At 71.1% G+C, this 25,743-nt stretch carries 27 protein-coding genes and 1 pseudogene; 16 read left to right on the top strand and 12 right to left on the bottom strand.

Annotation, left to right across the window (positions count from 1 at the left end; translation table 11 throughout):
* The first annotated feature begins 120 nt into the window (after positions 1–120).
* The 5 genes from atpA to ABB07_RS12480 all read left to right on the top strand — a co-directional run bounded on the left by atpA (position 121) and on the right by ABB07_RS12480 (position 5,188).
* Positions 121–1,713: a F0F1 ATP synthase subunit alpha gene (gene atpA / locus ABB07_RS12500; protein WP_208898792.1), complete on the top strand. Its 1,593-nt coding sequence runs from the start codon at positions 121–123 to the stop codon at positions 1,711–1,713.
* Between the two features lie 21 nt (positions 1,714–1,734).
* Positions 1,735–2,652, top strand: coding sequence for a F0F1 ATP synthase subunit gamma (locus tag ABB07_RS12495; RefSeq protein WP_208898791.1), 918 nt, complete (start codon positions 1,735–1,737; stop codon positions 2,650–2,652).
* Positions 2,653–4,089: a F0F1 ATP synthase subunit beta gene (gene atpD / locus ABB07_RS12490; RefSeq protein ID WP_208898790.1), complete on the top strand. Its 1,437-nt coding sequence runs from the start codon at positions 2,653–2,655 to the stop codon at positions 4,087–4,089.
* 129 nt (positions 4,090–4,218) lie between these two features.
* The gene (locus tag ABB07_RS12485; protein WP_031171909.1) at positions 4,219–4,593 is read left to right on the top strand and encodes a F0F1 ATP synthase subunit epsilon; all 375 of its coding nucleotides are present in this window, start codon (positions 4,219–4,221) and stop codon (positions 4,591–4,593) included.
* Positions 4,594–4,741: 148 nt separating this feature from the next.
* Positions 4,742–5,188 (top strand): DUF2550 domain-containing protein, encoded by a 447-nt coding sequence (locus tag ABB07_RS12480; protein ID WP_208898789.1) that lies wholly within the window; start codon positions 4,742–4,744, stop codon positions 5,186–5,188.
* A 9-nt stretch (positions 5,189–5,197) separates the two neighbouring features.
* On the opposite strand, the gene ABB07_RS12475 is transcribed toward ABB07_RS12480, so the two are convergent.
* The 3 genes from ABB07_RS12475 to ABB07_RS12465 all read right to left on the bottom strand — a co-directional run bounded on the left by ABB07_RS12475 (position 5,198) and on the right by ABB07_RS12465 (position 8,992).
* Entirely contained in the window at positions 5,198–7,018 is a 1,821-nt protein-coding gene (locus ABB07_RS12475; protein ID WP_208898788.1) for a glycoside hydrolase family 18 chitinase, read from the bottom strand.
* A gap of 136 nt (positions 7,019–7,154) precedes the next feature.
* Positions 7,155–7,823, bottom strand: coding sequence for a response regulator (locus tag ABB07_RS12470; RefSeq protein ID WP_208898787.1), 669 nt, complete (start codon positions 7,821–7,823; stop codon positions 7,155–7,157).
* Positions 7,820–8,992, bottom strand: a complete 1,173-nt coding sequence (locus ABB07_RS12465) for a sensor histidine kinase (protein WP_208898786.1) — start codon at positions 8,990–8,992, stop codon at positions 7,820–7,822. The genes ABB07_RS12470 and ABB07_RS12465 overlap by 4 nt, the downstream gene beginning before the upstream one ends.
* Before the next feature lie 162 nt (positions 8,993–9,154).
* On the opposite strand from ABB07_RS12465, the gene ABB07_RS12460 reads away from it, so the two are divergent.
* From ABB07_RS12460 to ABB07_RS12440, 5 genes are all read left to right on the top strand, one after another.
* On the top strand, positions 9,155–9,697 hold the full coding sequence (locus ABB07_RS12460; protein WP_208898785.1) for a hypothetical protein: 543 nt from the start codon (positions 9,155–9,157) through the stop codon (positions 9,695–9,697).
* A gap of 139 nt (positions 9,698–9,836) precedes the next feature.
* A complete protein-coding gene (locus ABB07_RS12455) occupies positions 9,837–10,532 on the top strand; it encodes a response regulator transcription factor (protein ID WP_208898784.1) in 696 nt (231 codons plus the stop codon).
* Positions 10,529–11,992: a sensor histidine kinase gene (locus ABB07_RS12450; RefSeq protein ID WP_208898783.1), complete on the top strand. Its 1,464-nt coding sequence runs from the start codon at positions 10,529–10,531 to the stop codon at positions 11,990–11,992. The genes ABB07_RS12455 and ABB07_RS12450 overlap by 4 nt, the downstream gene beginning before the upstream one ends.
* Before the next feature lie 77 nt (positions 11,993–12,069).
* Positions 12,070–12,477 (top strand): hypothetical protein, encoded by a 408-nt coding sequence (locus ABB07_RS12445; protein ID WP_208898782.1) that lies wholly within the window; start codon positions 12,070–12,072, stop codon positions 12,475–12,477.
* Positions 12,477–12,683: a hypothetical protein gene (locus ABB07_RS12440; RefSeq protein ID WP_208898781.1), complete on the top strand. Its 207-nt coding sequence runs from the start codon at positions 12,477–12,479 to the stop codon at positions 12,681–12,683. Before ABB07_RS12445 ends, ABB07_RS12440 begins: the two co-directional genes overlap by 1 nt.
* Before the next feature lie 143 nt (positions 12,684–12,826).
* On the opposite strand, the gene ABB07_RS12435 is transcribed toward ABB07_RS12440, so the two are convergent.
* The 3 genes from ABB07_RS12435 to ABB07_RS12425 are packed head-to-tail and all read right to left on the bottom strand — an operon-like array spanning position 12,827 to position 14,974.
* Positions 12,827–13,402, bottom strand: coding sequence for a cob(I)yrinic acid a,c-diamide adenosyltransferase (locus tag ABB07_RS12435; protein WP_208898780.1), 576 nt, complete (start codon positions 13,400–13,402; stop codon positions 12,827–12,829).
* A gap of 13 nt (positions 13,403–13,415) precedes the next feature.
* On the bottom strand, positions 13,416–14,165 hold the full coding sequence (locus ABB07_RS12430) for an ABC transporter permease (protein WP_208898779.1): 750 nt from the start codon (positions 14,163–14,165) through the stop codon (positions 13,416–13,418).
* Between the two features lie 23 nt (positions 14,166–14,188).
* On the bottom strand, positions 14,189–14,974 hold the full coding sequence (locus ABB07_RS12425; protein WP_208898778.1) for an ABC transporter ATP-binding protein: 786 nt from the start codon (positions 14,972–14,974) through the stop codon (positions 14,189–14,191).
* A gap of 97 nt (positions 14,975–15,071) precedes the next feature.
* On the opposite strand from ABB07_RS12425, the gene ABB07_RS12420 reads away from it, so the two are divergent.
* Positions 15,072–15,734: a TetR/AcrR family transcriptional regulator gene (locus ABB07_RS12420; protein ID WP_208898777.1), complete on the top strand. Its 663-nt coding sequence runs from the start codon at positions 15,072–15,074 to the stop codon at positions 15,732–15,734.
* Between the two features lie 260 nt (positions 15,735–15,994).
* On the opposite strand, the gene ABB07_RS12415 is transcribed toward ABB07_RS12420, so the two are convergent.
* Both ABB07_RS12415 and ABB07_RS12410 read right to left on the bottom strand, forming a co-directional pair.
* Positions 15,995–16,201, bottom strand: coding sequence for a DUF397 domain-containing protein (locus ABB07_RS12415; RefSeq protein ID WP_208898776.1), 207 nt, complete (start codon positions 16,199–16,201; stop codon positions 15,995–15,997).
* On the bottom strand, positions 16,183–17,025 hold the full coding sequence (locus tag ABB07_RS12410) for a helix-turn-helix domain-containing protein (RefSeq protein ID WP_208898775.1): 843 nt from the start codon (positions 17,023–17,025) through the stop codon (positions 16,183–16,185). The genes ABB07_RS12415 and ABB07_RS12410 overlap by 19 nt, the downstream gene beginning before the upstream one ends.
* A gap of 249 nt (positions 17,026–17,274) precedes the next feature.
* Here ABB07_RS12410 and ABB07_RS12405 point away from each other — a divergent pair, with 249 nt between their 5' ends.
* The 3 genes from ABB07_RS12405 (at position 17,275) to ABB07_RS12395 (ending at position 21,330) form a co-directional block, all read left to right on the top strand.
* Positions 17,275–18,123 (top strand): 3-hydroxyacyl-CoA dehydrogenase family protein, encoded by an 849-nt coding sequence (locus ABB07_RS12405; RefSeq protein ID WP_208898774.1) that lies wholly within the window; start codon positions 17,275–17,277, stop codon positions 18,121–18,123.
* A 163-nt stretch (positions 18,124–18,286) separates the two neighbouring features.
* Entirely contained in the window at positions 18,287–18,610 is a 324-nt protein-coding gene (locus tag ABB07_RS12400; RefSeq protein WP_014675024.1) for an STAS domain-containing protein, read from the top strand.
* Between the two features lie 281 nt (positions 18,611–18,891).
* Positions 18,892–21,330 (top strand): ATP-binding protein, encoded by a 2,439-nt coding sequence (locus ABB07_RS12395; protein ID WP_208903404.1) that lies wholly within the window; start codon positions 18,892–18,894, stop codon positions 21,328–21,330.
* Between the two features lie 70 nt (positions 21,331–21,400).
* Here the strand turns inward: ABB07_RS12395 and nucS are convergent, their stop codons facing one another.
* Entirely contained in the window at positions 21,401–22,072 is a 672-nt protein-coding gene (gene nucS, locus ABB07_RS12390) for an endonuclease NucS (RefSeq protein WP_208898773.1), read from the bottom strand.
* A gap of 277 nt (positions 22,073–22,349) precedes the next feature.
* On the opposite strand from nucS, the gene ABB07_RS12385 reads away from it, so the two are divergent.
* A complete protein-coding gene (locus ABB07_RS12385; protein ID WP_055704181.1) occupies positions 22,350–22,742 on the top strand; it encodes an SCO5389 family protein in 393 nt (130 codons plus the stop codon).
* 118 nt (positions 22,743–22,860) lie between these two features.
* On the opposite strand, the gene ABB07_RS12380 is transcribed toward ABB07_RS12385, so the two are convergent.
* Positions 22,861–23,889 carry an LLM class flavin-dependent oxidoreductase gene (locus ABB07_RS12380; RefSeq protein ID WP_208898772.1) on the bottom strand — a complete coding sequence of 343 codons (1,029 nt, stop codon included), beginning with the start codon at positions 23,887–23,889 and terminating at the stop codon, positions 22,861–22,863.
* A 221-nt stretch (positions 23,890–24,110) separates the two neighbouring features.
* On the opposite strand from ABB07_RS12380, the gene ABB07_RS12375 reads away from it, so the two are divergent.
* Complete coding sequence (locus tag ABB07_RS12375; RefSeq protein ID WP_208898771.1) at positions 24,111–24,443, top strand: ATP/GTP-binding protein; 333 nt, start codon at positions 24,111–24,113, stop codon at positions 24,441–24,443.
* A gap of 196 nt (positions 24,444–24,639) precedes the next feature.
* Here ABB07_RS12375 and ABB07_RS12370 read toward each other — a convergent pair whose 3' ends face one another.
* Together ABB07_RS12370 and ABB07_RS12365 are read right to left on the bottom strand one after the other, a co-directional pair.
* Positions 24,640–25,527, bottom strand: coding sequence for an ABC transporter permease (locus ABB07_RS12370; protein ID WP_208898770.1), 888 nt, complete (start codon positions 25,525–25,527; stop codon positions 24,640–24,642).
* Positions 25,524–25,743: pseudogene (locus ABB07_RS12365) on the bottom strand (hypothetical protein); the annotation flags it as partial. The pseudogene ABB07_RS12365 and the gene ABB07_RS12370, both read right to left, overlap by 4 nt.

Raw genomic sequence — 25,743 nt, 5'->3', positions numbered from 1 at the left:
ACTTCGAGAAAAGCAGTACGTACTTACGGCCCTGGTTGGGCCGTGCAGAGGATTCCTGGGGGTCGCCCCCAGACCCCCCAAGTGAAACTTCGGGCCCAACAAGGAGAGCAGGGAACCCAGATGGCGGAGCTCACGATCCGGCCGGAGGAGATCCGGGACGCGCTGGAGAACTTCGTCCAGTCGTACAAGCCGGACGCGGCCTCGCGCGAGGAGGTCGGTACGGTCACCCTTGCCGGCGACGGCATCGCGAAGATCGAGGGTCTTCCCTCGGCCATGGCCAACGAACTGCTGAAGTTCGAGGACGGCACCCTCGGCCTCGCCCTCAACCTCGAGGAGCGCGAGATCGGTGCCATCGTCCTCGGTGAGTTCAGCGGCATCGAGGAGGGTCAGCCGGTCACGCGCACCGGTGAGGTCCTCTCCGTGGCGGTCGGCGAGGGCTACCTCGGCCGTGTCGTCGACCCGCTCGGCAACCCGATCGACGGCCTCGGCGAGATCGAGACGTCCGGCCGCCGTGCGCTGGAGCTGCAGGCCCCCACGGTCATGCAGCGCAAGTCGGTGCACGAGCCGATGGAGACCGGCTACAAGGCCGTCGACGCGATGACCCCGATCGGCCGTGGTCAGCGTCAGCTGATCATCGGTGACCGCCAGACCGGCAAGACCGCCCTGGCCGTCGACACGATCATCAACCAGCGTGACAACTGGCGCACCGGCGACCCGAAGAAGCAGGTCCGCTGCATCTACGTCGCCATCGGCCAGAAGGGCTCCACCATCGCCGGCGTGCGCCGCGCGCTGGAGGAGAACGGCGCCCTGGAGTACACGACCATCGTCGCCGCCCCGGCGTCCGACCCGGCCGGCTTCAAGTACCTGGCGCCGTACACCGGTTCGGCCATCGGTCAGCAGTGGATGTACGAGGGCAAGCACGTCCTGATCATCTTCGACGACCTGTCGAAGCAGGCCGACGCCTACCGCGCCGTGTCGCTGCTGCTGCGCCGCCCGCCGGGCCGCGAGGCCTACCCGGGTGACGTCTTCTACCTGCACTCCCGGCTGCTGGAGCGCTGCGCCAAGCTCTCCGACGACATGGGTGCCGGTTCGATGACCGGTCTGCCGATCGTCGAGACCAAGGCCAACGACGTCTCGGCGTTCATCCCGACCAACGTCATCTCCATCACCGACGGCCAGTGCTTCCTGGAGTCGGACCTGTTCAACGCCGGTCAGCGCCCCGCGCTGAACGTCGGTATCTCCGTCTCCCGAGTCGGTGGTTCCGCCCAGCACAAGGCGATGCGCCAGGTCTCCGGCCGCCTCCGGGTGGACCTCGCCCAGTTCCGTGAGCTGGAGGCCTTCGCGGCCTTCGGTTCCGACCTGGACGCGGCCTCCAAGGCGCAGCTGGAGCGCGGTTCGCGCATGGTCGAGCTGCTGAAGCAGGACCAGTACCAGCCGATGGCCACCGAGGACCAGGTCGTCTCCGTCTGGGCCGGCACCAACGGCCGTATGGACGACGTGCCGGTCGCCGACATCCGCCGCTTCGAGAAGGAACTGATCGACTTCCTGCACCGGAAGCACCAGGGCCTGATGACCTCCATCAAGGAGGGCGCCAAGATGTCGGACGACACGATCCAGGCGATCGACGACGCGGTGGCCGAGTTCAAGAAGCAGTTCGAGACGAGCGACGGCAAGCTGCTCGGCGAGGACGTTCCTGCCACTGCCGCCAAGTGACGTAAGGAAGGGACCTGACTCATGGGAGCCCAGCTCCGGGTCTACAAGCGTCGCATCCGATCCGTCAGCGCGACCAAGAAGATCACCAAGGCGATGGAGATGATCGCCGCCTCGCGCGTCGTCAAGGCGCAGCGCAAGGTGGCGGCCTCCACGCCGTACGCGAACGAGCTGACGCGTGCGGTCACGGCGGTCGGCACCGGCTCGAACACCAAGCACCCGCTCACCACGGAGGCGGAGAACCCGACCCGTGCCGCGGTCCTGCTCCTCACGAGCGACCGCGGCCTGGCCGGCGCCTTCAACTCCAACGCCATCAAGACGGCGGAGCAGCTGACCGAGCGCCTGGAGCGCGAGGGCAAGCAGGTCGACACGTACATCGTCGGCCGGCGCGGTGTCGCCCACTACAACTTCCGTGAGCGCACGATCGCGGAGTCGTGGACGGGCTTCACGGACGAGCCGACGTACGCGGACGCCAAGAAGGTCGCGGCGCCCCTGATCGAGGCCATCGAGAAGGACACGGCCGAGGGTGGTGTGGACGAACTCCACATCGTCTTCACCGAGTTCGTCTCGATGATGACGCAGACGGCGCTGGACGCCCGGCTGCTTCCGCTGCGCCTCGAAGAGGTCGCCGAGGAGGCGAAGCCGCAGGGCGAGATCCTCCCGCTGTACGACTTCGAGCCGTCGGCGGAGGACGTCCTCGACGCCCTGCTGCCGCGCTACGTGGAGAGCCGGATCTACAACGCGCTGCTCCAGTCGGCCGCTTCGAAGCACGCCGCCACGCGGCGCGCGATGAAGTCGGCCACCGACAACGCCGGAGAGCTCATCGAGACGCTCACCCGGCTTGCCAACGCGGCCCGTCAGGCCGACATCACCCAGGAAATCAGCGAGATCGTCGGTGGCGCGAGCGCCCTGGCCGACGCGACCGCGGGGAGTGACCGATAAATGACCACCACTGTTGAGACCGCGACGGCTACGGGCCGCGTCGCCCGGGTCATCGGCCCGGTCGTCGACGTGGAGTTCCCCGTCGACGCGATGCCGGACATCTACAACGCCCTTCACGTCGAGGTCTCCGACCCGGCGAACGCGGGCGAGAAGAAGACGCTGACCCTGGAGGTCGCCCAGCACCTGGGTGACGGCCTGGTCCGCACCATCTCCATGCAGCCCACCGACGGTCTGGTACGCCAGGCCCCGGTGACCGACACGGGCGCGTCCATCTCCGTCCCCGTCGGCGACTTCACCAAGGGCAAGGTGTTCAACACCCTCGGTGAGGTGCTGAACGTCGACGAGTCCTACGACGGCGAGCGCTGGCCGATCCACCGCAAGGCCCCGAACTTCGACGAGCTCGAGTCCAAGACCGAGATGTTCGAGACGGGCGTCAAGGTCATCGACCTGCTCACCCCGTACGTCAAGGGCGGCAAGATCGGCCTGTTCGGCGGCGCCGGCGTCGGCAAGACGGTGCTCATCCAGGAGATGATCTACCGTGTCGCCAACAACCACGACGGTGTCTCCGTGTTCGCCGGTGTCGGCGAGCGCACCCGTGAGGGCAACGACCTGATCGAGGAGATGTCGGACTCCGGCGTCATCGACAAGACCGCGCTGGTCTTCGGTCAGATGGACGAGCCCCCGGGCACCCGTCTGCGCGTCGCGCTGGCCGGCCTCACCATGGCCGAGTACTTCCGTGACGTCCAGAAGCAGGACGTGCTGTTCTTCATCGACAACATCTTCCGCTTCACGCAGGCCGGTTCCGAGGTCTCCACGCTGCTCGGCCGCATGCCGTCCGCGGTGGGTTACCAGCCGAACCTGGCCGACGAGATGGGCCTCCTGCAGGAGCGCATCACCTCGACCCGCGGTCACTCGATCACCTCGATGCAGGCGATCTACGTCCCCGCCGACGATCTGACCGACCCGGCCCCGGCGACCACCTTCGCCCACCTCGACGCGACGACGGTGCTGTCCCGTCCGATCTCCGAGAAGGGCATCTACCCGGCCGTGGACCCGCTGGACTCCACGTCCCGGATCCTGGACCCGCGTTACATCTCCGCGGACCACTACAACGCCGCCATGCGCGTGAAGACGGTCCTGCAGAAGTACAAGGACCTCCAGGACATCATCGCGATCCTCGGTATCGACGAGCTCGGCGAGGAGGACAAGCTCGTCGTCCACCGTGCCCGTCGCGTGGAGCGCTTCCTGTCCCAGAACACCCACGTCGCCAAGCAGTTCACCGGCGTCGACGGGTCGGACGTGCCGCTGGACGAGTCGATCGCCGCGTTCAACGCGATCATCGACGGCGAGTACGACCACTTCCCGGAGCAGGCGTTCTTCATGTGCGGTGGTCTCGAGGACCTCAAGGCCAACGCCAAGGAGCTGGGCGTCTCCTGAACTCGCTGAGTTCGTGTGAGAGGGGCGCGGGCGCACCCTTCGGGGTGTGTCCAGCCCCTCTCTCCACGCCCACTAGAATTGACCCCAACACCCGGCAGAACCGCCGGGTGGTGACCCGAGGAGCCACCCTTGGCTGCTGAGCTGCACGTCGAGCTGGTCGCCGCCGACCGCCAGGTCTGGTCCGGCGAGGCCACCCTGGTCGTCGCGCGCACCACGTCCGGCGACATCGGCGTCATGCCCGGTCACCAGCCGCTGCTCGGTGTGCTGGAGTCGGGCCCGGTGACCATCCGTACGAGTGACGGTGGAACGGTCGTCGCCGCGGTGCACGGCGGTTTCATCTCGTTCGCGGACAACAAGCTGTCCCTGCTGGCCGAGATCGCCGAGCTGTCGGACGAGATCGATGTCCAGCGCACGGAGCGGGAGCTGGAGCGCGCGAAGGCGGAGGGCGACGCCGCCGCCGAGCGCCGCGCGGACGTCCGCCTGCGTGCGGCGGCGGCGCGCTGACCCAGCCGCGCGGTACGTTGACATCACTCAGCCGCGGCCGGCCCGGAGCAATCCGGTGCCGGTCGCGGCTGAGGCAGATGTGGGTGTTTTTTCCGTTTCATTACTCAGTAACAGAAGCAGTTCCTAGGAGACGAGGAGGTCGGTGCCGATGGTCCTCGCTCTGACTGTGTGCGGGATCGTGGTCGCGCTCGTGGTGGTGGGGCTGTTCCTGTTCGGCCTGCGGCGCCGGCTGATCCAGCGCTCCGGCGGCACCTTCGACTGTTCCCTGCGCTGGGACGTGACCGAGAAACCGGACGCCAGCGGCAAGGGCTGGTCCTACGGCGTCGCCCGCTACAACGGCGACCGCATCGAGTGGTACCGCGTCTTCTCCTACGCCTTCCGCCCGCGCCGCACCCTGGAGCGCGCGCAGATCGAGGTGGCCGGCCGCCGGCTGCCCGAGGGCGAGGAGGAACTGGCGCTGCTCTCCGACGCGGTGGTCCTCGCCTGTACCCATCGGGGCACGCGCCTCGAACTCGCCATGAGCGAAGACGCGCTGACCGGATTCCTCGCGTGGCTGGAGGCAGCCCCGCCCGGTCAGCGCGTCAACGTCGCTTAGGAACTGTTCCTAGAGGTTGCTGCTGATGGCGTTCACCAGCTCACCGTCGCTGGTGTCGCCGCTGAACTCCCAGAAGAAGGCGCCGCCCAGGCCCTGGTTCTTGGCCCAGCTCATCTTCCCGGCGATGGTCGACGGGGTGTCGTACGACCACCAGTTGGTGCCGCAGTGGGCGTACGCGGTACCGGCGATGGTGCCGGTGACCGGGCAGGACGTCTTGAGCACCTTGTAGTCCTCGATGCCCTGCTCGTAGGTGCCCGCCGCGGGTCCCGTGGCCGTGCCGCCCGGGGCGTCCTGGGTGACGCCGGTCCAGCCGCGGCCGTAGAGGCCGATGCCGATGAGCAGCTTGGACGCGGGGACGCCGACGGACTTGTACTTGGCGATGGCGTCGGCCGTGTCGAAGCCGGCCTTCGGGATGCCGTTGTACGAGGTGAGCGGGGAGTGCGGGGCGGTCGGGCCCTGCGCGTCCCAGGCGCCGAAGAAGTCGTACGACATCACGTTGTACCAGTCGACGGAAGCGGCGGCACCGGCGTAGTCGGCGGCCTCGATCTTGCCGCCGGAGGAGCCGTCGGCGGTGACGGCGGCCGTGACCAGGGCGGAGGAGCCGAACTTGGCGCGCAGTGCGGCCATCACGTTCTTGAAGGCCGCGGCCCCGCTGGTGTCACAGCTCAGCCCGCAGGCGTTCGGGTACTCCCAGTCGATGTCGATGCCGTCGAACACGTCCGCCCAGCGCGGGTCCTTGACCAGGTTGTAGCAGGACTGCGCGAACGCGGCCGGGTTGGCGGCGGCCTGGGCGAAGCCGCCGGACCAGGTCCAGCCGCCGAAGGACCACAGCACCTTCAGGTTCGGGTACTTGGCCTTCAGCTCGCGCAGCTGGTTGAAGTTGCCGCGCAGCGGCTGGTCCCAGGTGTCGGCGACGCCGCTGACCGACTGGTCGGCGGTGAAGGCCTTGTCGTAGTCGGCGTAGGAGTCACCGATCGCGCACTGGCCGTTGGTCACGTTGCCGAAGGCGTAGTTGATGTGCGTGATCTTCGCCGCCGAGCCGGACGTCACCAGGTTCTTGACGTTGTAGTTCCGGCCGTAGATCCCCCACTCGGTGAAGTAGCCGAGCTTGACCTTGCCGCCGGTGGGCGGGGGAGTGGTGGTGCCGCCGGTGGTGTGCACCTTGACCGCGCCGCTGACCGGGCCGGTCTGGTCGGCGGTGTCGCGGGCCTGCACGGTGTAGGAGTAGTCGGTGCCGGCGGTCAGTCCGCTGTCGGTGTACGAGGTCGTCGTCACCGTGCCCACGACCTTGCCGTCGCGCAGGACGTCGTAGTTCTTCACGCCCTTGTCGTCGGTGGCCGCACCCCAGGAGAGCTTGACCGAGGTGTCGGTGATGTTGGAGGCGGTCGGGGTGCCGGGGGCGCTCGGGGCCGCGTCGCCCGGGACGGTCGTACCGTCGCAACTGTCGCCGTTGAGCTTGCAGTTGCTCGGCGATCCCGGTCCCGAGCCGTTGAAGCCGAAGGAGACCGAGGCGCCGGGGGCGATGGTGCCGTTGTAGGACTTGTTCTTGGCGGTCCAGTGGGTGCCGGAGGACGTGACGTCCGCGTCCCAGGCGGAGGTGACGGACGTGCCGGAGGGGAAGTCCCACTCGACGGTCCAGGAACTGATGCTGGCGCTACCGGTGTTCTTGATGGTCCACTGACCGCCGAACCCGGTTCCCCAGTCGCTGGTCTTGGTGAAGCTCGCCGTCGCGTTGGCGGCGGCCTGGGCGGGGCTCGCGAGACCGACGAGGCCGGCCAGAGGGAGCAACAGGGTCGCGAAGCCTGCCGCGGCTCTGTGTCTGAAGCGCATGCTGCGCCTCCTTGGGTATGTGGGGATGTCAGGGGCATGACTGAGCCTTCACGCCCACGGTGCTGCGAGAGTAGAAAGGTCTGGACCACAGGTCAATAGGTCTGGACCAATTCCCGGGGTGCTCCGGGCGTCCGCCTCAGATCCCCAACTCCTGGGCCAGTACGGCCGCTTGCACCCGGCTGCGCAGCTCCAGCTTGGCCAGCAGCCGGCTGACGTGCGTCTTCACCGTGCCCTCGGCCATCCCCAGCCGCCCGCCGATCTCCGCGTTCGACAGCCCCTGCCCGACGCAGGACAGCACCTCGCGCTCGCGCGGGGTCAGACCGTCCAGCACCGCCGGATCGGCCTTCGCCTCCCGGGCCGGACCGGCCGCGAACTCCGCGATCAGGCGCCGGGTCACGGCCGGCGCGACGATCCCCTCGCCGCGCGCCACCGTGCGCACCGCCTCCAGCAGATCCCGCGCCTCGGCGTTCTTCAGCAGGAAGCCCGCCGCCCCGGCCCGCAGTGCCCCGAAGACGTACTCGTCCAGGTCGAAGGTGGTCAGCACGAGGACGTCCGCGAACCCTTCGGCGACGATCCGCCGGGTCGCCGACACCCCGTCCAGGCGCGGCATCTGCACGTCCATCAGCACGACGTCCGGCCGCAGTTCCCGGGCCAGCTCCACCGCCCGCTCGCCGTCCGCGGCCTCCCCGACCACCTCGATGTCCGGCGCGCTGCGCAGGATCAGGACGAGCCCGGAGCGCACGGCGGACTGGTCCTCGGCGACGAGAACCCGGACGGGCCGGTCGGGCCGGTCGGGCTGGTTCATGCGGGGGCTCCTTCGGTGAGCGGAAGGCGGGCGCGTACGGTCCACAGGCCGGCCTCGGGACCGGCCGTGAAGCCGCCGCCGAGCAGCGCGGCCCGCTCCCGCATCCCGGTGAGCCCGGAGCCCGAGCCGGGGGCGCGCGGTGTGTCACCGGGCCGGTAGGGGCTCGTGACCTCGATGTGCAGGATGCGGTCGGCCTGCCGCAGGGTGACCCGGACGGGTCCCGGGGCCGCGTGCTTGAGCGCGTTGGTGAGCGACTCCTGCACGATCCGGTAGGCGGCCAGCTCCACCGGCGCCGGCACCCGGCCGTGCCCGGCGTCCAGCCGGACGTCCAGGCCGCCCGCGCGGGCGCCGTCGACCAGGGCGGCGAGGCCGTCGAGGGTCGGTGTGGCAGCCGGTTCCAGGTCGCCGCCGCTGTCCCGCAGGATGCTGATCAGCCGACGCATCTCGGCCAGCCCCGCCACGCTGTTCTCCCGGATCACCGTCAGGGCGTCCCGGGAGGTGGCCGGATCGTCCAGGGACAGCGCGGCCGTGGAGTGGATGGCGATCGCTGACAGGTGACCCGCCACCATGTCGTGCAACTCCCGTGCCATGCGGGCCCGTTCGGCCGTGACCGCCTGGGTCCGGTCCATCTCGGCGAGCAGCGCGGTCTGTTCGGCGCGCAGCCGGGCGGCCTCGGCGGCGTCACGGTGGTCGCGCACCACCCAGCCCGTCGCGGCGGGCGCCAGCGCCACCACGCCGACGCCCACACCGATCAGCAGCGCGGCCGGGTCCCGCCAGAGAGCCGCGGGTACGACTCCGCCGAGCACCGTCAGCAGTCCGGTGATCCAGGGGATGCGGCGGGCCGAGGACGGGGTGCCGTACAGGACGGCCGCGTAGACCAGGTCGGTGTACAGCAGGACGGTGACGACGTTGCCGACCGTCACCGTGTCCACGGCCAGCGCGAGGGTGCCGGCGAGCAGCCCGAGCCGGGGTCGGGTGCGGCGCAGCGGCTCGCACGCCGCCGTCACCGCCAGCGGCACCAGCGGGGCCCAGGGCGCCGCCCACAGCACGACCGGGGCCGAGGGCACGCGGGGGTGGAGCCCAAGCGCCCACAGCAACACCCCGCCGAGCAGCCCGCTCACGGCGATGCGCACGTCGTCGCGGTGCGGGCGGGGGAGTGCGAGGGCCATACCCCTATCCAACACGCCCCGCGGCCGTGCCGGCCTGCACCCCGGGCAGGGTCCTGAACCGCCCTGGCTGCGACTTTCGTTTACACCGGGTCTCGGCCGCGACGACGACGATCCGCGCCTCCGACGCCGGGAGCCTGGAAGGGTGAGCGAGGGGAGTGAACCGTGATCGTCGGGTTTGTCGTCGCCTGCGAGGTGGCGTTCTGGGTGCTGCTCGCGGCCGCGCTGGCCGCGCGGTACCTGCTGAAGTGGCGCCGTACGAGCGTGGCGTTGCTGTTGTGCGAGCCCCTGCTGGAGCTGGTGCTGTTCGCCGTGACCGCGATCGACCTGAGGAACGGCGCGCAGCCGGACTGGCGCCATGGCCTGGCCGCCGTCTACATCGGCTTCACGGTCGGCCTCGGCCACTCCACGATCAGCTGGGCGGACGCCTGGGTCGCCCACCGCTTCGCCGGCGGTCCGCGCCCGCCGAGGCCCCCCAAGTACGGCACGGCCCGCACCGTCCACGAATGGAAGGTCGCCGCCCGCTGGATCCTGGCCGCGTGCGTCGCCCTCGCCCTGCTCCAGGCCGCCGCCTGGTACGTCGGCGACGGCGACACCAGCTCCCTGCGGACCTGGCAGCGGAGCATGCTCTGGGTGATCGGCATCAACCTGGTGATCGCCGGGAGCTACACCTTGTTCCCCAAGCGCGAGCCGACCGACCAGCCCTGAGCCCTCCGGGCCGGTTCCGGCATCCGTACGCTGATGGCCTGGACGACCAGCGCCGCCCAGGTGGCCGCTACAGCCCCGCCCGCCCTGCCGCGCGCCCGGTGCCGGGTCGTACGCTGGCCGGCGACGAGGAGGGCGGCGGATGACGGAGACGGCGAGCCGCGGTGCGGTGCTGGTCGTTGATGACGACGCGGCGATCCGGCGGGCGCTGGAGCGTGGGCTCAGGCTGAACGGATTCGCGGTGCGGACCGCCGGTGACGGGGCGGAGGCGCTGGCGGCGATGGCGGACGCGCCGCCCGATGTGCTGGTGCTCGACGTGTCGATGCCCGGCATGAGCGGCATCGAGGTGTGCACCCGGCTGCGCGCCGAGGGCCGGGACCTGCCCGTGCTGATGCTGTCCGCGCTGGACGAGACCGCCGACCGGATCGCCGGCCTCCAGGCGGGCGGCGACGACTACCTGGTCAAGCCGTTCGCCCTGCAGGAACTGGTGCTGCGGCTGCGCGCCCTGCTGCGCCGCCGCCCGCCGGTCGGCCGCGAACGGCTGCGCGTCGCGGACCTGGTGATCGACCCGGACGCGCGCACCGCCGAGCGGGACGGCACGCCCCTGGACCTCACCCGGCGCGAGTTCGAGCTGCTGGAGGTGCTCGCCCGCAACGCCGGACTGGTCCTGACCCGCGACCAGCTCCTGGAGCGGGTGTGGGGCTACGACTTCGACGTGCGCACCGACGCCGTCGACACCTTCGTCAGCTATCTGCGGCGCAAACTGGAGGCGGACGGGCGGCCCCGGCTGATCCACACCGTGCGCGGGGTGGGCTTCGTGCTGAGGGAACGGCCGTGAGGCTGTCCACCCGTATCGCCCTCGCCGTCGGCTGCACCGTCCCGCTGCTGGTGCTGGCCTGCGGCTGGCTGCTGCTGAACCTGGTCGCCCGCGATCTGCACCGCACCGAGGACCAGCATCTGCGGCAGCGCGCGGTGGCCGTCGCCCCCGAGGCCCGGGCACTGCTGCGGGCCACGGCGAACGGCCGCCCCAAGGCGGCGGACACCCGGGAGCGGAAACTGTTCAGCGCCGCGCTCGACGTCGGCGTACGCGTCGTCGGGCCGGGCGCGGACTTCACCGGCGGACCCCAGCCCGGCCCGACCGTGGCCCTGCCCGGCGTGTCCACCGGCTTCGCCACCGTCCGTGACGGCGCCCGCAGTTGGCGGGCCCTGGCCCGGCCCCTGAAGGGCCCCAGCGTCTCCGGCACGCTGTGGGTCTTCTCGCCCGACACCGCCGACCGCACCCAACTCCGCCTCGTCCGGCGCCGGGTGATCCTCACCGCCGTACTCGCGGCCCCCCTGGCCGGGCTGCTCGCCTGGGGCCTGGCCACCGGAGCGAGCGCGCCGCTGCGCCGCCTCACCCGCCGTACCGCCGGCCTGGACCCGCGGACCACCACGGCCCGGCTCCCCGAGGAGCGGACCGGGGTACGGGAGGTGGACGAACTGGCCGCAACCCTCAGGACCGTGCTCGCCCGCTACGACGAGCAGGCCGCCCGCACCGCCGAGGCCCTCGACACCGCCCGTTCCTTCTCCTCCGCCGCCGCGCACGAACTGCGCACCCCGCTGACGAGCATGGGCACCAACCTGGACATCCTCACAGACCACTCCGGCCTGCCGGACGCCGACCGCACCGAGGTGCTCGCCGATCTGCGGCGCGAGCACGCCCGGCTGCAGGGCCTGCTGGTGATGCTGCGCGAGCTGGGGCGCGGCGACCTGGTGGAGGCCGAGGCGTTCCGGGACGTCGACCTGTCCGAGGTCGCCGACGCGGCCGTCGCCGAGACCTGCCGCCGTGCCCCGGACGCCGACATCGCCCTGGACACGGCACCCGGGCTCACCGTGCACGGCTGGGAGCCGGGCCTGCGCCTGCTCCTCGACAACCTGCTCGGCAACGCCCTCGCCCACGGCCGGGACACGGCGGGCCGGGCCCGGGTGCGGGTCGGGGTGCACGGCGGCGCCGGGCACGTCCGCGTCACCGTGGACGACCACGGGCCCGGTGTCCCGCCGGCCGCCCGCGCCCGGATCTTCGAGCGGTTCCAGCGCGGCCCGGACAGCGCGGGCTCCGGACTCGGCCTCACCCTGGTCGCCCAGCAGGCCGCACTGCACCGGGGGAGCGTCACCGTGCGCGAGGGGCCGGACGGCACCGGGGCGCGCTTCGAGGTGCGGCTGCCGTCGGGCGGCGATGTGCTGCCCGGCCGCCGGGACTGGCTGATCGGTACAGCCGGGGCAAACCGGTCACAGAGTTTCCCCAAAGACCCTTCCTAGCCTCCGTCTCGTCGGATGGACGACGGGCCCGTACGGCAAGGGACACGGGCTCGTCCGGAAAGGAACGGGAGACACCGATGAACGCACGTCGACGTACGCGCACCCTGCTCGCGGGGTGCGCCGTGGCGGCCGTACTGGCGGGCACCGCCGGGGTGGCCTCGGCCGACACCAGCACCCCCGCGCCCGGGCCCACCGGTGACGGGGCGCACGCCCTGTGCAAGCGGGTGCCCAGGATCGACCGCCGGATCGAGCGCGCCCTGAAGCGGCTGGACGCCGGGCCCGGCACCCGGGGCTCGATCGCCCGCCTGCAGCAGCGCGTGGACAACGCGAAGAAGGCGGGCCACACCCAGATCGCCACCTTCCTCCAGGACCGGCTGGACTTCCGCAAGTCCCTGGTCACCAACCTGAAGCAGCGCCAGACGGACCTGAACGACGTGAAGACGTGGTGCCAGGCCCACGGCGGCGTCGGGAAGGCGGCGAGCTGATGCGGGCACGCCGGGCGGCGCTGCCGGCGGTGGCGCTGCTCGTGGCGCTCACCGCGGGCTGCGCCCACCACGACGGGGCGTCCCCGAAGGCGCCGGCGGGGTCCGGCACGCCCTCCGGATACGCGGAGATGCAGAAGAAGGTGAACGCGGCCGAGTCGGCGGCCGCCGCGGCCGACCGGGACGCGACGAGCGGCACCGACCGCTGACCCGACGGGGTCCCCGGGCGGAGGTTGCTCAGCGCTCCCCGCCCGGGACCCACAGCACGTCACCGAGGTCCTTGTTGGCCACCCGGGCCAGAATGCTGCATTTCCCGGGGGACAACCCCCGGACCCCCGGCCGGGAGGGTGCTTCAGTCACGTTCGCCGCCTGGCACCCACAGGACGTCGCCGACTTCCCCGTTCGCCACCCGGGCCAGAATGAACAGCAGGTCGGACAGACGGTTGAGGTAGGTCGCCGTGAGCGGGTTCATCGTCTCGCCGTGCACCTCCAGGGCCGCCCAGGTGGAGCGCTCGGCGCGGCGTACGACCGTGCAGGCCTGGTGCAGCAGGGCCGCGCCCGGGGTGCCGCCGGGCAGGATGAAGGAGCGGAGCTTCTCCAGCTGCTCGTTGAAGCGGTCGCAGTCCGCCTCCAGCTTGTCGATGTAGAACTGCTCGACCCTGAGCGGCGGGAACTCCGGATTCTCCACGACCGGCGTCGACAGGTCCGCACCCACGTCGAACAGGTCGTTCTGGACGCGCGTGAGCACCTTGACCACCTCCGCCTCCAGACCCCCCAGCGCGATCGCGGTGCCGATCACCGCGTTGGCCTCGTTGGCGTCGGCGTAGGCCGAGATCCGGAGGTCGGTCTTGGCGACCCGGCTCATGTCACCGAGCGCGGTGGTGCCCTTGTCGCCGGTCCTGGTGTAGATGCGCGTCAGATTGACCATGCGGCCAGCCTAGTTACGCCCCGGCCGTCCGGAACACTCGTGTGCCCACTGTCACCGCCAGCGCCGCGAAAGCGACGGCGACGAGGACGCCGTAGAGCATGTGCGCGCTCGCGTAGTGCCCGACATACGCGTCACGCACCGCGTCCACCAGGTAACGGAACGGGACGAAGTGCGACAGGACGTTCAGCCAGGTGGGTGCGAGGGTCATCGGGAGCATCAGGCCGGACAGCAGCATCGACGGCATCGACACCATGTTGATCAGCGGGCCGAACTCCTGCGGGGTGCGGACCTTCATGCCGAGCGCGTACGACAGCGAGGCCAGCGAGAGCGTGAGCAGGGCGACGAACGCGAAGCCGATCAGGACACCGGCGAGCGGTGCGCGCAGGCCCATCACCAGCGCGGCCAGCACCAGCAGTACCGCCTGGAACACGAAGACCGTGGCGTCGCGCAGCACCCGGCCGAGGAGCAGGGCGAGCCGGCTGACGGGGGTCACCCGCATCCGCTCCACCACCCCCTGCCCCTTCTCCACGATCACCGTGAACCCGGCGAACAGCGCGCCGAACAGGCCGAGTTGGAGCAGCAGCCCGGGGACCAGCACCTGCCAGGAGCCGGCCGTGCCGCCCAGGGGGAGACCGGTCAGCAGCGGGCCGAAGAAGACCAGGTACAGCAGGGGCGTGAGCACCCCGAAGAGCAGCGCGAAGCGGGAGCGCAGGGACTGGCGCAGATAGCGGCCGTAGACGAGTGCGGTGTCGTGGAGAAGCATCTCTGTGTGGGTCCTCTTGCGGCTCATACGGCGACGGGGGCGGGGTCGGCCGGGGCGGGCCCGCGGCCGGTGATGGCGAGGAACGTGTCCTGGAGGGTCGCGTCGATCGAGCCGCCGTGCCGCAGCTTCAGCGCGCTCGGCGTGCCCTCGGCGGCGACCGTGCCCCGGTCGACGATGACCAGCCGGTCGGCGAGGGCGTCGGCCTCGTCCAGGTAATGGGTGGTCAGGAACACGGTCGTCCCGTGCTCGTCGCGCAGTCGCCGGACCAGGTCCCACAGGTCGGCGCGGCTGCCCGGGTCCAGGCCGGTCGTCGGCTCGTCCAGGAACAGCACCTTCGGCCGGTGCGTGAGCGCCATGGCGATGTCCAGCCGCCGCCGCTGCCCGCCGGAGAGCGCGCCGGCCTTCCGGTCGAGGAACTCGGTGAGGTCCAGGTCGCGGGCAAGTTCCTCGGCGCGGGCACTCGCCTGCGCCCTGGGCAGGCGGTACATCCGTCCCTGCGTGACCAGCTCCTCCCGCACGCTGATCTGCGGATCGACCCCGCCGGACTGGGCGACGTACCCGCTCACCGTGCGCACCCCCACCGGATCGGTCGCCAGGTCGCGCCCGGCGACGGTGGCGGCGCCACCGGTCGGCTTCAGCAGGGTGGTGAGCATCCGCAGGGTCGTCGTCTTCCCGGCGCCGTTGGGGCCGAGGAAGCCGAGGATCTCGCCTTCTCGTACGGCGAGGTCGATGCCGCGCACGGCCTCCACGGGTCCGGTTTTCGTCTGAAAGGTGCGGGCGAGTCCCGCCGCGCTGATGACTGCTGCCATGCGGAACAGAAAAACAGAGTCCCTGAAATTTTGCAACGTCTCCAAGTTTTCAAGGCACCCAAGTTTTCATGGGCCCCAGCGAAGTTAGGATGCGGGCATGGCAGAGGGGCTCAGGGAGCGGAAGAAGCGGCAGACCAGGCAGTACATCTCGGATGTCGCCACGGGCCTGTTCGTCGAGCGCGGCTTCGACGCGGTCACGGTCGCGGAGATCGCGGAGGCGGCGAACGTGTCCGTCAACACCGTCTACAACTACTTCCCGGCCAAGGAAGACCTCTTCTTCGACCGCTCCGCCGGCATGATCGACCGCCTCGCCCGCTGGGTCCGTGGCCGCCCCGAGGGCGAGTCGGCCGCCGCCGCCGTACTGCGCGAGCTGCGCGAGGAGGTCGAGGCGGTCTCACCAAGGGTCGGCCTGCTCCCCGGCTACGCCGCCTTCATGAAGGTCATCGAGGAGGCCCCCGCCCTGCGCTCCCGCCTCTGGGCCCTCGCCCAGGAGGTCCAGGCCAACCTGGAAGAGGTGCTGCGCGAGGAAACCGGCGCCGCGGACGACGACGAACTGCCCCACCTGATGGCCGGTCAGATCAGCTGGATCCACGGCACGGTCATCGCCGTCATCGGCCGCGAGATGGTCAAGGGCCGCGATCCGCGCGAGGTGTCCCGAGAGGTGCTCGCGCTCCTGGACGACATCGAGGACCTGCTGAGCGAACGGGTCCTCACCTATGCCGTGCGCACGGCAGAGCGGAGCCCTTCGCCAGGGGGCTGACCGTCGGCTCCGTGCTGACCTTCGGAGACCTCTCCGGGCAAGGGATGGTTCACCCTCGCTGCGGCTGGATTCCGGCAAGCCGCTCTGGACGGACCCGATCGCCCGGGGACCGTGGTCACGGTGCGTACGACCGCACGGGCAGGCCCCTCACCACGATCCCGCTCCGTACGGGAACCCTCGAACTCCGCGCCACACCCAGGGGGCGGACGTACGCCGTAAGCAGCATCCCGTGGGCGTCGCCCGCCTGTGGTGGCGCGCCGCTAGCGGAACGATCCGTCCCTGACGGCGCCGACGAACGACGACCAGGAGCCGGTCGCGAAGACGAGGGCCGGGGCGTCGGGGGTCTTGCTGTCGCGGACGGGGACGGTGGAGGGGAGGGTGTCGCAGACCTCGAGGCACTCACCGCCGCTTGTGTTGCTGTAGCTGCTCTTGCGCCACGTCACACCGCTCAGGTCGATGGCTCGCACGGCATTTCCTCCAGCATCCGCAGGATGAACTTGCATGACTCGGCCGGGGACAGCGCGAGGTCCCGCATCGCATCGTACCTACGCTGCAGCAGCTCAACTGAGGCGTTTTCTTCCACGAGTTCGCCGCGCAGGTCATTCTCAGAGTAGGCGACTGTGTGGCCGTCCGTGAGCCTCAGGAACATGACGGCGGTGTTGGTCAGGCCATGGGGTCCGGCACTGAACGGCAGTACCTGGAGGGTGATGTTCGGGCGCTCGGCGACCTGTGCCAAGTGCTCCAACTGCTCACGCCACGCCCGCGTATCCCGCAGGGCCGTGCGCAGCACCGCCTCGGAGAGAATGGCTCGGAACAGCGGCGGGTGCTCGCCCTCCAGCACCTGACGTCGTCCCAGGCGCGCGTCGATCTGCTGGTCCAGCTCATGCTCTTTGATCCAGCCTGCCGCGAGCGCCTCTCGTGCATACCCGGCCGTCTGAAGCAGGCCCGGCGGCGCGCTCACAGCGTAGTGCCACAGGCTCACCGCCTCGGACTCCAGGACCATGTACCGCCGGTACTGCTCCCTGAACTGCGTCGGATCCCCCACCGCCAGCTCCCACATCGCCAGCAGCAACCCAGGCGTGCCATAGAACTCGTCCAGCGCCTCGGCGACCTCCGGACTGCCCAGCGTCTCCCCGCTCTCCAGCTTCTTGAAGAGGGACGGGTCCCAGCCGACCGCCTCGGCCAGTGCACGCAGGCTCAGGCCTCTGGAGGCGCGCAGGCGCCGGAGTTCCTCCGCATAGCGCTTACGCGGCTCCTGGCTGCGTCCCGTGACCACCTTCCGCGCCGGCATGACGTACCCCCTTCGTGCTCCATGTGCAGCGGCCCGAGCACGGAGCGTAGCGGTCAGATGGGGTGCAACGTGCCGGTTCCGTGAGAAAAGGTGCCGCCAAACCCCGCGAACCCGCGCGGAATTGAGGCTCCGTGACGGGCGTCTCAGCCTCTGAGACCGTGACACGCGTTACTAACCGCTCACACAGCGCCGCCGGAGCGCTATGGTCCGCCGGAGAAGCAGACTTGGAGCGCGTTCAAGGGAGTCGGAGTGGCACGGAAGCTCGCCGTCATCGGGGCCGGTCTCATGGGGTCCGGGATCGCTCAGGTCGCCGCGCAGGCGGGCTGGGACGTCGTCCTGCGGGACGTCACCGACGAGGCATTGAAGCGTGGCACCGACGGCATCAAGGCCTCGTACGACAAGTTCGTGAGCAAGGGGAAGCTGGCGGCGGACGACGCCGAGGCCGCCCTGGCCCGTATCACCCCGACCACCGAGCTGGACGCCGCCGCCGACGCCGACATCGTGGTCGAGGCGGTCTTCGAGAAGCTGGAGGTCAAGCACGAGATCTTCCGCGCGCTCGACAAGCTCGTGCGCGAGGACGCCGTGCTCGCCTCCAACACCTCCGCCATCCCGATCACCAAGATCGCGGCGGCCACCGAGCACCCCGAGCGGGTCGTCGGCGTCCACTTCTTCTCGCCGGTGCCGATGATGCAGCTCGTCGAGCTGGTCCGCGGCTACAAGACGAGCGACGAAGCCCTCGCCACCGCGCGGGAGTTCGCCGAGTCCGTCGGCAAGACCTGCATCGTCGTCAACCGGGACGTGGCCGGCTTCGTGACCACGCGGCTCATCTCCGCCCTCGTGGTGGAGGCGACCAAGCTCTACGAGTCCGGCGTCGCGACGGCCGAGGACATCGACCTCGCCTGCAAGCTGGGCTTCGGCCACGCCATGGGCCCGCTGGCCACCGCCGACCTCACCGGCGTGGACATCCTGCTGCACGCCACCGGCAACATCTACACCGAGTCCCAGGACGAGAAGTTCGCCCCGCCGGAGCTGATGCGCCGGATGGTGGACGCCGGTGACATCGGCCGCAAGAGCGGGCAGGGCTTCTACAAGTACTGAGCACCATCTGCACGGACTTTCGCCGGATCTCACCCCCGGGAGTATCACTCCCCGGGGTGAATTCGGTATCGGTTCGCTTACAAACAGCAACCGCACCACCACTCGCACAGTCAGACGTTGCAACGTCACGGAGTACGCCAACCGCACTCAACGGGGAGCGCATATGCATATCAGGGGCGACCACGCCGAGCTGGTCGTCGGGGGCCGCCTCGACGTCCGCAGCGCGGCGGACGCCCGTACGGCCCTGCACTCGGCCGTCGACACCGGAGTCGGCGACCTGGTGCTCGACCTGTCCGAACTGGACTCCTGGGACGCCACCGGACTCGGGGTGATCATGGGTGCCCATCGGCGGGCCGGCCGCTGCGGGCGCCGTCTGGTGCTGCGCGGTGTCCCGCCGCAGATGCAGCGCCTGCTGGTCGCCACCCGGCTGCACCGCATCCTCGCCATCGAGGGCGGCATCGGGGTGGAGTCGCTGCCCCGGGTGTAACGCCACGAGCGGGTGGGAAAGGGGCGACGCGGGAGACCCGGGCGCAGCCGTCGAAGCGCGCGACGCGGGCAATCCTCACCGGACTGTGATGTCTCGGACCGCACGGCACCCCACCCTGTCGGAGATACTGAGCGAAGGTTTAGGGTTCGGTCGCCCGCCGCCTCGCAACCCTCGACCGAGCGGGCCCGGACCAGAAGCGACAGCGCGGTGTGCGACAAGGCCGGGAGGGGCCGACATCACGGGCACACGACGCTTTTGGGGGGTTTGAACCCATGGAACCCATGGACCCGATCCACCGGGGATCCGAGGAGCACGGCCAGGCCGCGAGCCGCCGGCCGCCCCGGGAATCCCTGACCTCCGACTTCGGTCACAGCACGCCCGCGCTCGCCCGTACGGCGCACGTCGTGACCGGCGACCTGCTGCTGACCGTGAACCCCGTCGACGGCAGCGAGATAGAACCCTGCCCGCCCGTCGAGCGACCGGCGCGGCCCCGCAAGCGCACCGCCGCCGAGCGCGCCGAGGCCGAGCGTGCCGCCCGGCCGCCCGTGCCGCCCGGCCCCGCCCAGCGGCCGCTCTCCCTGCTGGAACGCCAGGACGAGCGCGAGCGCCTGGTCCGGCTGCTGGCCCGCGGCCGTTCGGTCCGGCTCACCGGCCCCGGCGGCAGCGGCCGCACCGCCCTGCTGGACCTGGTCGCCGAGGACTGCCTGGACCTCGCCCCCGACGGCGTGGTGCGCCTGAACGGCTTCCACCGCACGGTGGGCGACCTCCTGGACGACCTCTTCCACGCCGTGTACGACGCCCCGCGCCACCGTCCCGACCCGGACGAACTGCGCGCCTACGTCCGCGAGATCGGCGCGGTCGTCGTCCTGGACGACATCGACTTCGGCGGCGCCGCGCTCGACGAGCTCCTCGACGCCACCCCCGAGTGCGCCTTCCTGATCGGCGCCACCCCCGACGTGCCCGCGCCCTCCGAGGGCTCCGAGGTCGAGGAGGTCTTCCTGGCCGGCCTCGACCGCGCCGGCGGAGTGGAGATCCTGGAGCGCACCGTCGGCCGCGTCCTCACCGAGGAGGAGGCCAACTGGGCCGGCGACCTGTGGTTCGAGTCCGAGGGACTGCCGCTCAGGTTCGTCCAGGCCGGCGCCCTGCTCCGGCAGCGCGAGGAACTGCGGGCCAGCACGGGAGCCGTGGACGAGTACGGCGTCTTCGAGGACGTGCGCCCACCGGGCGAGCCGTCCCTGGAGCCGGCGGACGAGGTCCCGCTGCCCTCCCTCGGCGAGGCCGCCGCGCCCGCCCCGCTGCTCGCCTCCCGGCTCAGCGCCTCCGCGCGCGCCGCGCTGCGCTTCGCCGTCGCCCTCGGCGGTGAGGTGCCGCACCAGGCGCACCTGCCGGCGCTGATCGGCGACACCCACGCCGACGCCGCGCTCGGCGAGCTGGCCGCCTGCGGACTGGTCTCGCCGGTCGGCGGCCGCTACCGGCTCGCGGCCGGTGTGCAGACCCAGCTGGAGGCCGCCGGGTACGCCGACGACGCCCCGGCCCAGGCGCTGGCCGCCGCCGAGCACTACGCCTGGTGGGCCGGGCATCCCTCGGTCACTCCCGAGCGGGTGTGCGCGGAGGCGGACGCGGTCCTGGCCGCACTCGCCGCGATCGTCCCGCTCCCGGCCCCGCCGGCCGAGGGGGAGGAGAGCTGCGCGGTACGGCTCGCCCGCACGGCCGCGCCCGCGTTCGCCGCCGGCCTGCACTTCAGCGCCTGGGAACGGGCGCTGCGGTCCGGCGCGGAGGCGTCCCGGGTGGCCGGTGAGGTACCCGATCAAGCCTATTTCCACCACGAGTTGGGCGTCCTCGCGCTCTGCGCCGGCCAGCTCGACCGGGCCCGCGCCGAGTTGGAGGCGTCCATCGGGCTGCGCGGGGCGCTCGCCGACAAGCGGGGCACGGTCGCCGGGCGCCGGGCGCTCGCGCTGGTCGCCGACCGCTCGGGTGACGTACCGGGCATCCCGGTGTCGGCGGGGGAGGAGCTGCCGGAGGTACGGCAGGAGGAGTCGGCGCCGCCGCCGTACGTGCCCCTCGGCGAACCCTTGATCACCCACCAGCTCCCGGCCGCCACCACGGACCGGCGCGTGGGCTTCCGGCAGCTGGCCCGCCGCAACCTCGTCGCGGTCGGCTCCGGGGCGCTGCTCGCCGCCGTGCTCGGTACGGTCGTCACGCTGGGCATGACGTCCAACGACAACGCCGACAAGAACCCGGCCGGCAAGGTCGACGTCAACCCCTCGGCGAGCCAGGACCCGTCCGACGGCACCCTGGGCGCCGACCCGAACCAGACCCCACCGGCGGGCGCCGCCTCGACCCGCCCCACCACCCGCCCCACGAACCCGGGCCCCGACGGCACATACGGCACGACGGACGACCCGACCCCGTCCCAGCCGGTCACATCCCACCCGAGCCACACAAACGGCACGAGCAGCGGGGGTACGACCCCGACGCCGTCCAAGTCCCACACGACGAAGCCGAGTTCAACCCCACCGACGACACCCTCAGGGGGCAGCACGCCGCCCTCGACCCCGCCGACGTCCAGCACACCCACGTCACCGACCACGAGCCCGACCTCCACGGCCCCGTCCACGACGAACACGGCAAGCGGCCCGGCATCCAGCAGCCCCGCGAGCGCATCCCAGAGCACAGGCACGGGCACGGAAACACCGACCGGCCCGGGCACGGTGATGTGACACGGCCTGCTTCTTTCCCGCCGCAACGGCGCTCAGCCCGTACAGGGCGCCGTCGCGGCGGAGAAAAAGATCAGAACAGGCGGAGCTTGTCGTCCTCGATGCCGCGGAGGGCGTCGTAGTCGAGGATCTGGCAGTTGATGCCGCGGTCGGTGGCGAGGACGCGGGCCTGGGGCTTGATCTCCTGCGCGGCGAAGATGCCGCGGACCGGCGCCAGATGGGGGTCGCGGTTCAACAGCTCCAGGTAGCGGGTGAGTTGTTCCACGCCGTCGATCTCGCCCCGGCGCTTGATCTCCACCGCGACGGTCCCGCCGTCGGCGTCCCGGCACAGGATGTCCACCGGCCCGATGGCCGTCATGTACTCGCGGCGGATCAGCGTGTATCCCTCGCCGAGCGTCTCGATGCGGTCGGCGAGCAGCTCCTGCAGGTGCGCCTCCACGCCGTCCTTGATCAGCCCGGGATCCACGCCGAGTTCGTGCGAGGAGTCGTGGAGGATCTCCTCCATCGTGATGATCAGTTTCTCGCCCGCTTTGTTGACGACCGTCCACACGCCCTCGTCCTCACCCGCGCCCTCCTTCAGTGTGCAGGGCGGCGACATCCAGTTGAGGGGCTTGTAGGCCCGGTCGTCGGCGTGGATGGAGACGCTGCCGTCCGCCTTGACCAGGATCAGGCGGGGCGCCGAGGGCAGGTGGGCGGTGAGCCGGCCGGCGTAGTCGACCGAGCATCGGGCAATGACGAGACGCATGGTCGGCAACGCTACTCGACGCCCCTCGGTGCGCGCGATTCGCCCGCCCCGCTCCCGATCGATCGCCCCAATTGTCCCTGGAAACTCTTGTTCATCCGTGGCCGATTGTGCCCGTAAAGGGACCGTTCCATATACGCATTCTGCTGGTGTGGTCACCTACGGTTGCCTACCGTAGTAAACGGGAGGTCGCGACCCGTGTACTGAGCGTGTTCGAAATAGCGAACCTCCCCTTTCTGTCCGGCAACCCCTGCTCTTCGGGGGTGCGAGAGGAGTACCCATGTCGCTCGACGTCTCACCGGCCCTACTCGAACAGGCCGAGCGAGGCGAGGTCGACGAAGCAGAATTCGTCGACTGCGTCCGGACCTCCCTGCCCTACGCATGGGAGATGATCAGCTCCCTGGTGGCCCAGCTGAAGGTCGACGGCGGACCGTTCGCCGACAACCAGACGCCCCCGCCGGACGAGCAGGCACGCGGTCAGCTGCTGCGTGCGCTCGCGAGTGACGCCATCCGCGGCGCCCTGCAGCGGCACTTCGGTGTGCGGCTGGCCTTCCAGAACTGCCACCGGGTGGCGGTGTTCCCGCTGGACGCCTCGGTGGACGAGACGTTGGCCCGCTTCACCTCGGTACGCAGCCAGTTGCTGAACCAGTCGCCGGAACTTCGGGACTGCTGACGGGGCAGCCCCGGTACGGCAGACGCTGTGAGCCGCTTGCTTGCCGCTCCACCCGCGGGAGGTGCATCGAGTGCTGGGGCGGCAAGCCCCCAACGCGGCCCGGGAGTCGGCGGGCGGCTCAGCGCAGCTGGGGCAGCACCTCGGCGCCCAGCCGCCGCAGGTTCTCCTCCGTCGCGGCGAGATCGCCCGAGCCCTCCACCAGGAGGGCGAAGCGGGAGATGCCGGTGCGCTCCGAGGTGGCCGCGAGCCGGTCGGCGGCCAGTCGCGGGGTGCCGACCGGGTGCAGCCCGCAGAGCAGTTCGGTGTAGGCGTAGGGGTCGCGCATCGCGCGCTCCCGGCCGTCGACCGTCACATGCGCCTCCAGACCCTGCCTCAGCCAGCCCGGCATGGCCTTCATGAGCGTCTCCGCCGCGTCCGTGCGCCGGTCGGCGAGCTGGCACACCCCGGCCGAGACGTGCCCGGCGCCCGCGATCTCGTCGCCCGGCCGGCCCGCCGCCCGGGCGCAGCGCCGCCACAGGGCGACCATCTCGGCCTTTTCCTCGTCCCCGACGTGCATGCCGAGCAGCATCGGCAGCCCGCGCTCGGCGGCCAGCCGTACGCTCGCCGGGGAGGTGCACGCGACGACGACCTCGGGACCCGGGGTCTCCGTCAGCGCCTCCGACGGGCGGGGCACGACCGGCACCTCGCGGAAGCGGAACCGCTCGCCGGACGCCGCGACCCGTGGCTCGCGCAGCCAGCGCAGCAGCAGGTCGAGTGACTCCGGGAATCCGTGTTCGTACGCCTCCAGGCCCGCGCCGAAGACCTCCAGGTCCACCCAGGGTCCGCCGCGGCCCACGCCCAGCGTGAACCGGCCGCCGCTCGTCAGGTGCAGCAGCGCGGCCTGCTCGCCGAGGGCGACCGGGTGGGCGGTGGGCAGTACGCTGACCGCCGTGCCGACCCGGATGCGGCGGGTGCGGCCGAGCAGCAGCGCGGCCAGGGTGACGGCGGACGGGCATGTGCCGTACGGCACGAAGTGGTGCTCCGCGAGCCACACGGCGTCGAGGCCGGCCTCCTCGGTGACCTCCGCCGAGCGGACCGCCCGGTGCAGGGCCTCCCCGGGGCCCTGGCCCGGGAACTGGGCGCCCAGCACAAAACTTCCTACGTACATCGCATTTCCTGCTTCCTTGGCTCCGGCTCGGAGCTCCCCCACCCGGCATAACCGTCTGACACGTGCCCAGGACACGGCCTGGCGGAGAGATTTGCGGATTGTCTGCAGAATGGGCCGCCCTGGAGGGGGACTTGTGTGGATTGGTTCCGTACCCGTACCCCACTTGGCGGCGCGTAGGCTGGAGACAGCCGTGCTTCCTGTATAGCCCCGAGAGGTGTCCCGTGTCCCCGCGTCGCAACCGACCGAAGGCAGCCGGATCGTCGGGCCGGAGCGCCGAGGACGACCAGGCCGGCCGGTACGGCGGCTGGCAGTCGACCGAGCGCTGGCAGGACGAGGAGTGGAGCGTGCGCCATGTCGCCGGGGCGAGCGCGGAGGGCAAGACCTACCGCTGCCCGGGCTGTGACCAGCTGATCCCCTCCGGCGTCCCGCACGTGGTGGCCTGGCCCCAGTACGCGGGCGTGGACGACCGCCGCCACTGGCACAAGGCCTGCTGGAACGCGAAGGACCGCCGCACCACCCGGGTGCAGCGGTCCCGTAACGCGCCGAGGTTCTAGGCCCCGTCGTCAAACTCCCGCCTGCCTCGCGACGCCATGCACGCACTCTCGCCGCACCGGGCCCGGGCCCAAGTACGTCCAGTACGAGGGCCAGGGCCCGGCACACCGAGAGCACGCACCTGACGCCGCGAGGCCCGCCCTTCGGGCGGACGGCGGGAGTTTGACGACAGGACCTAGGCGCCGGCCGGCACCGGCCTCACACGTCCCGCTTCTGCAGCAGCGCGACGGCGCCGGCGAACGCGGCGGCCGTCAGGCCCAGCATGATCCACAGCGGGTCCCAGCCGTTGGGGCCGGAGCGGCTCAGGGCGTTGTCGTAGAAGCAGCTCATCTGGCTCGGGATGGAGTACTCCAGCAGCCACTGCCGCACCTTCTCCAGGGACTGCGAGGCCATGAACAGGGCGATCACCAGCGGGGCCAGCACCGCGCCGATCATGATGGTGATGGCGCCCGCCGAGTGCCGGATGATCGAGCCGATGAGCAGCGAGAACAGTCCGAGCAGCGCGATGTAGAGGCTGATCCCGACGGTCCCCTTGAGCCATTCGTCGGTGGTGGGGGCGGGGGCGCCGCCGACTCCTTCCAGCATGGACGCCTGGACCATGGCCACGAAGCCGGACGTGGCCAGGGTGACGACGAAGGCGACGAGGAAGAACACGACCGCCTTGGCGGCGAGCACCCGGCTCCGGCTCGGGCACGCGGTCATCGTCGTGCGGATCATGCCGGTGCCGTACTCCGAGGCCGTGGTCAGCACGCCGAGCGTGATGATGCACATGCTGCCGAGGAGCAGGCCGAAGAAGCCGAACTGCAGGGGGTCCTGGTCCGTCAGGCTCTCCGAACCGGAGTTGGACTTGACCACCGAGGCGGCCATCAGACCGATGCCGAGGACGAGCACGATGAAGACGCCGAGCGTCCACATCGTCGACCGGACCGACTTGATCTTGGTCCACTCGGAGGCCAGCGCGTGCCCGAGGTGGGTGCGCACCACCGGGATCGGCGAGGTGTAACCGGGGTACGACCCGCCGGGCGCCGCCTGCCAGTCGGGCGCGGCGGCCGGGGCCTGCGGCATCGGGGGCTGGTGGGTGCTCATCGGGCGTCCTCGGGCTTGGTCAGGTCGGCGGGAGCGGAGGCGGGGGCGGCGGGGGAGGTGGCCGGCGCCGGGGCAGCGGGCGCCTGCTGCGGCGCGGGCGGGACCGCGGGTGCCTGCGGCGCGGCAGGAGCCGGCCGGTCACCGGGCGCCGCGGCCGGCGGCTGGCTCTGCGGGGCCGGAGCGGTCGACTGGCTCTGCGGCGCGGTGGGAGTCGAC

The organism is Streptomyces incarnatus (assembly GCF_001027185.1).
Taxonomy (GTDB): Bacteria; Actinomycetota; Actinomycetes; order Streptomycetales; family Streptomycetaceae; genus Streptomyces; species Streptomyces puniciscabiei.
The sequence above is the reverse complement of the archived record's forward strand: the minus strand, read 5'-3'. Positions and strand labels throughout refer to the sequence as shown.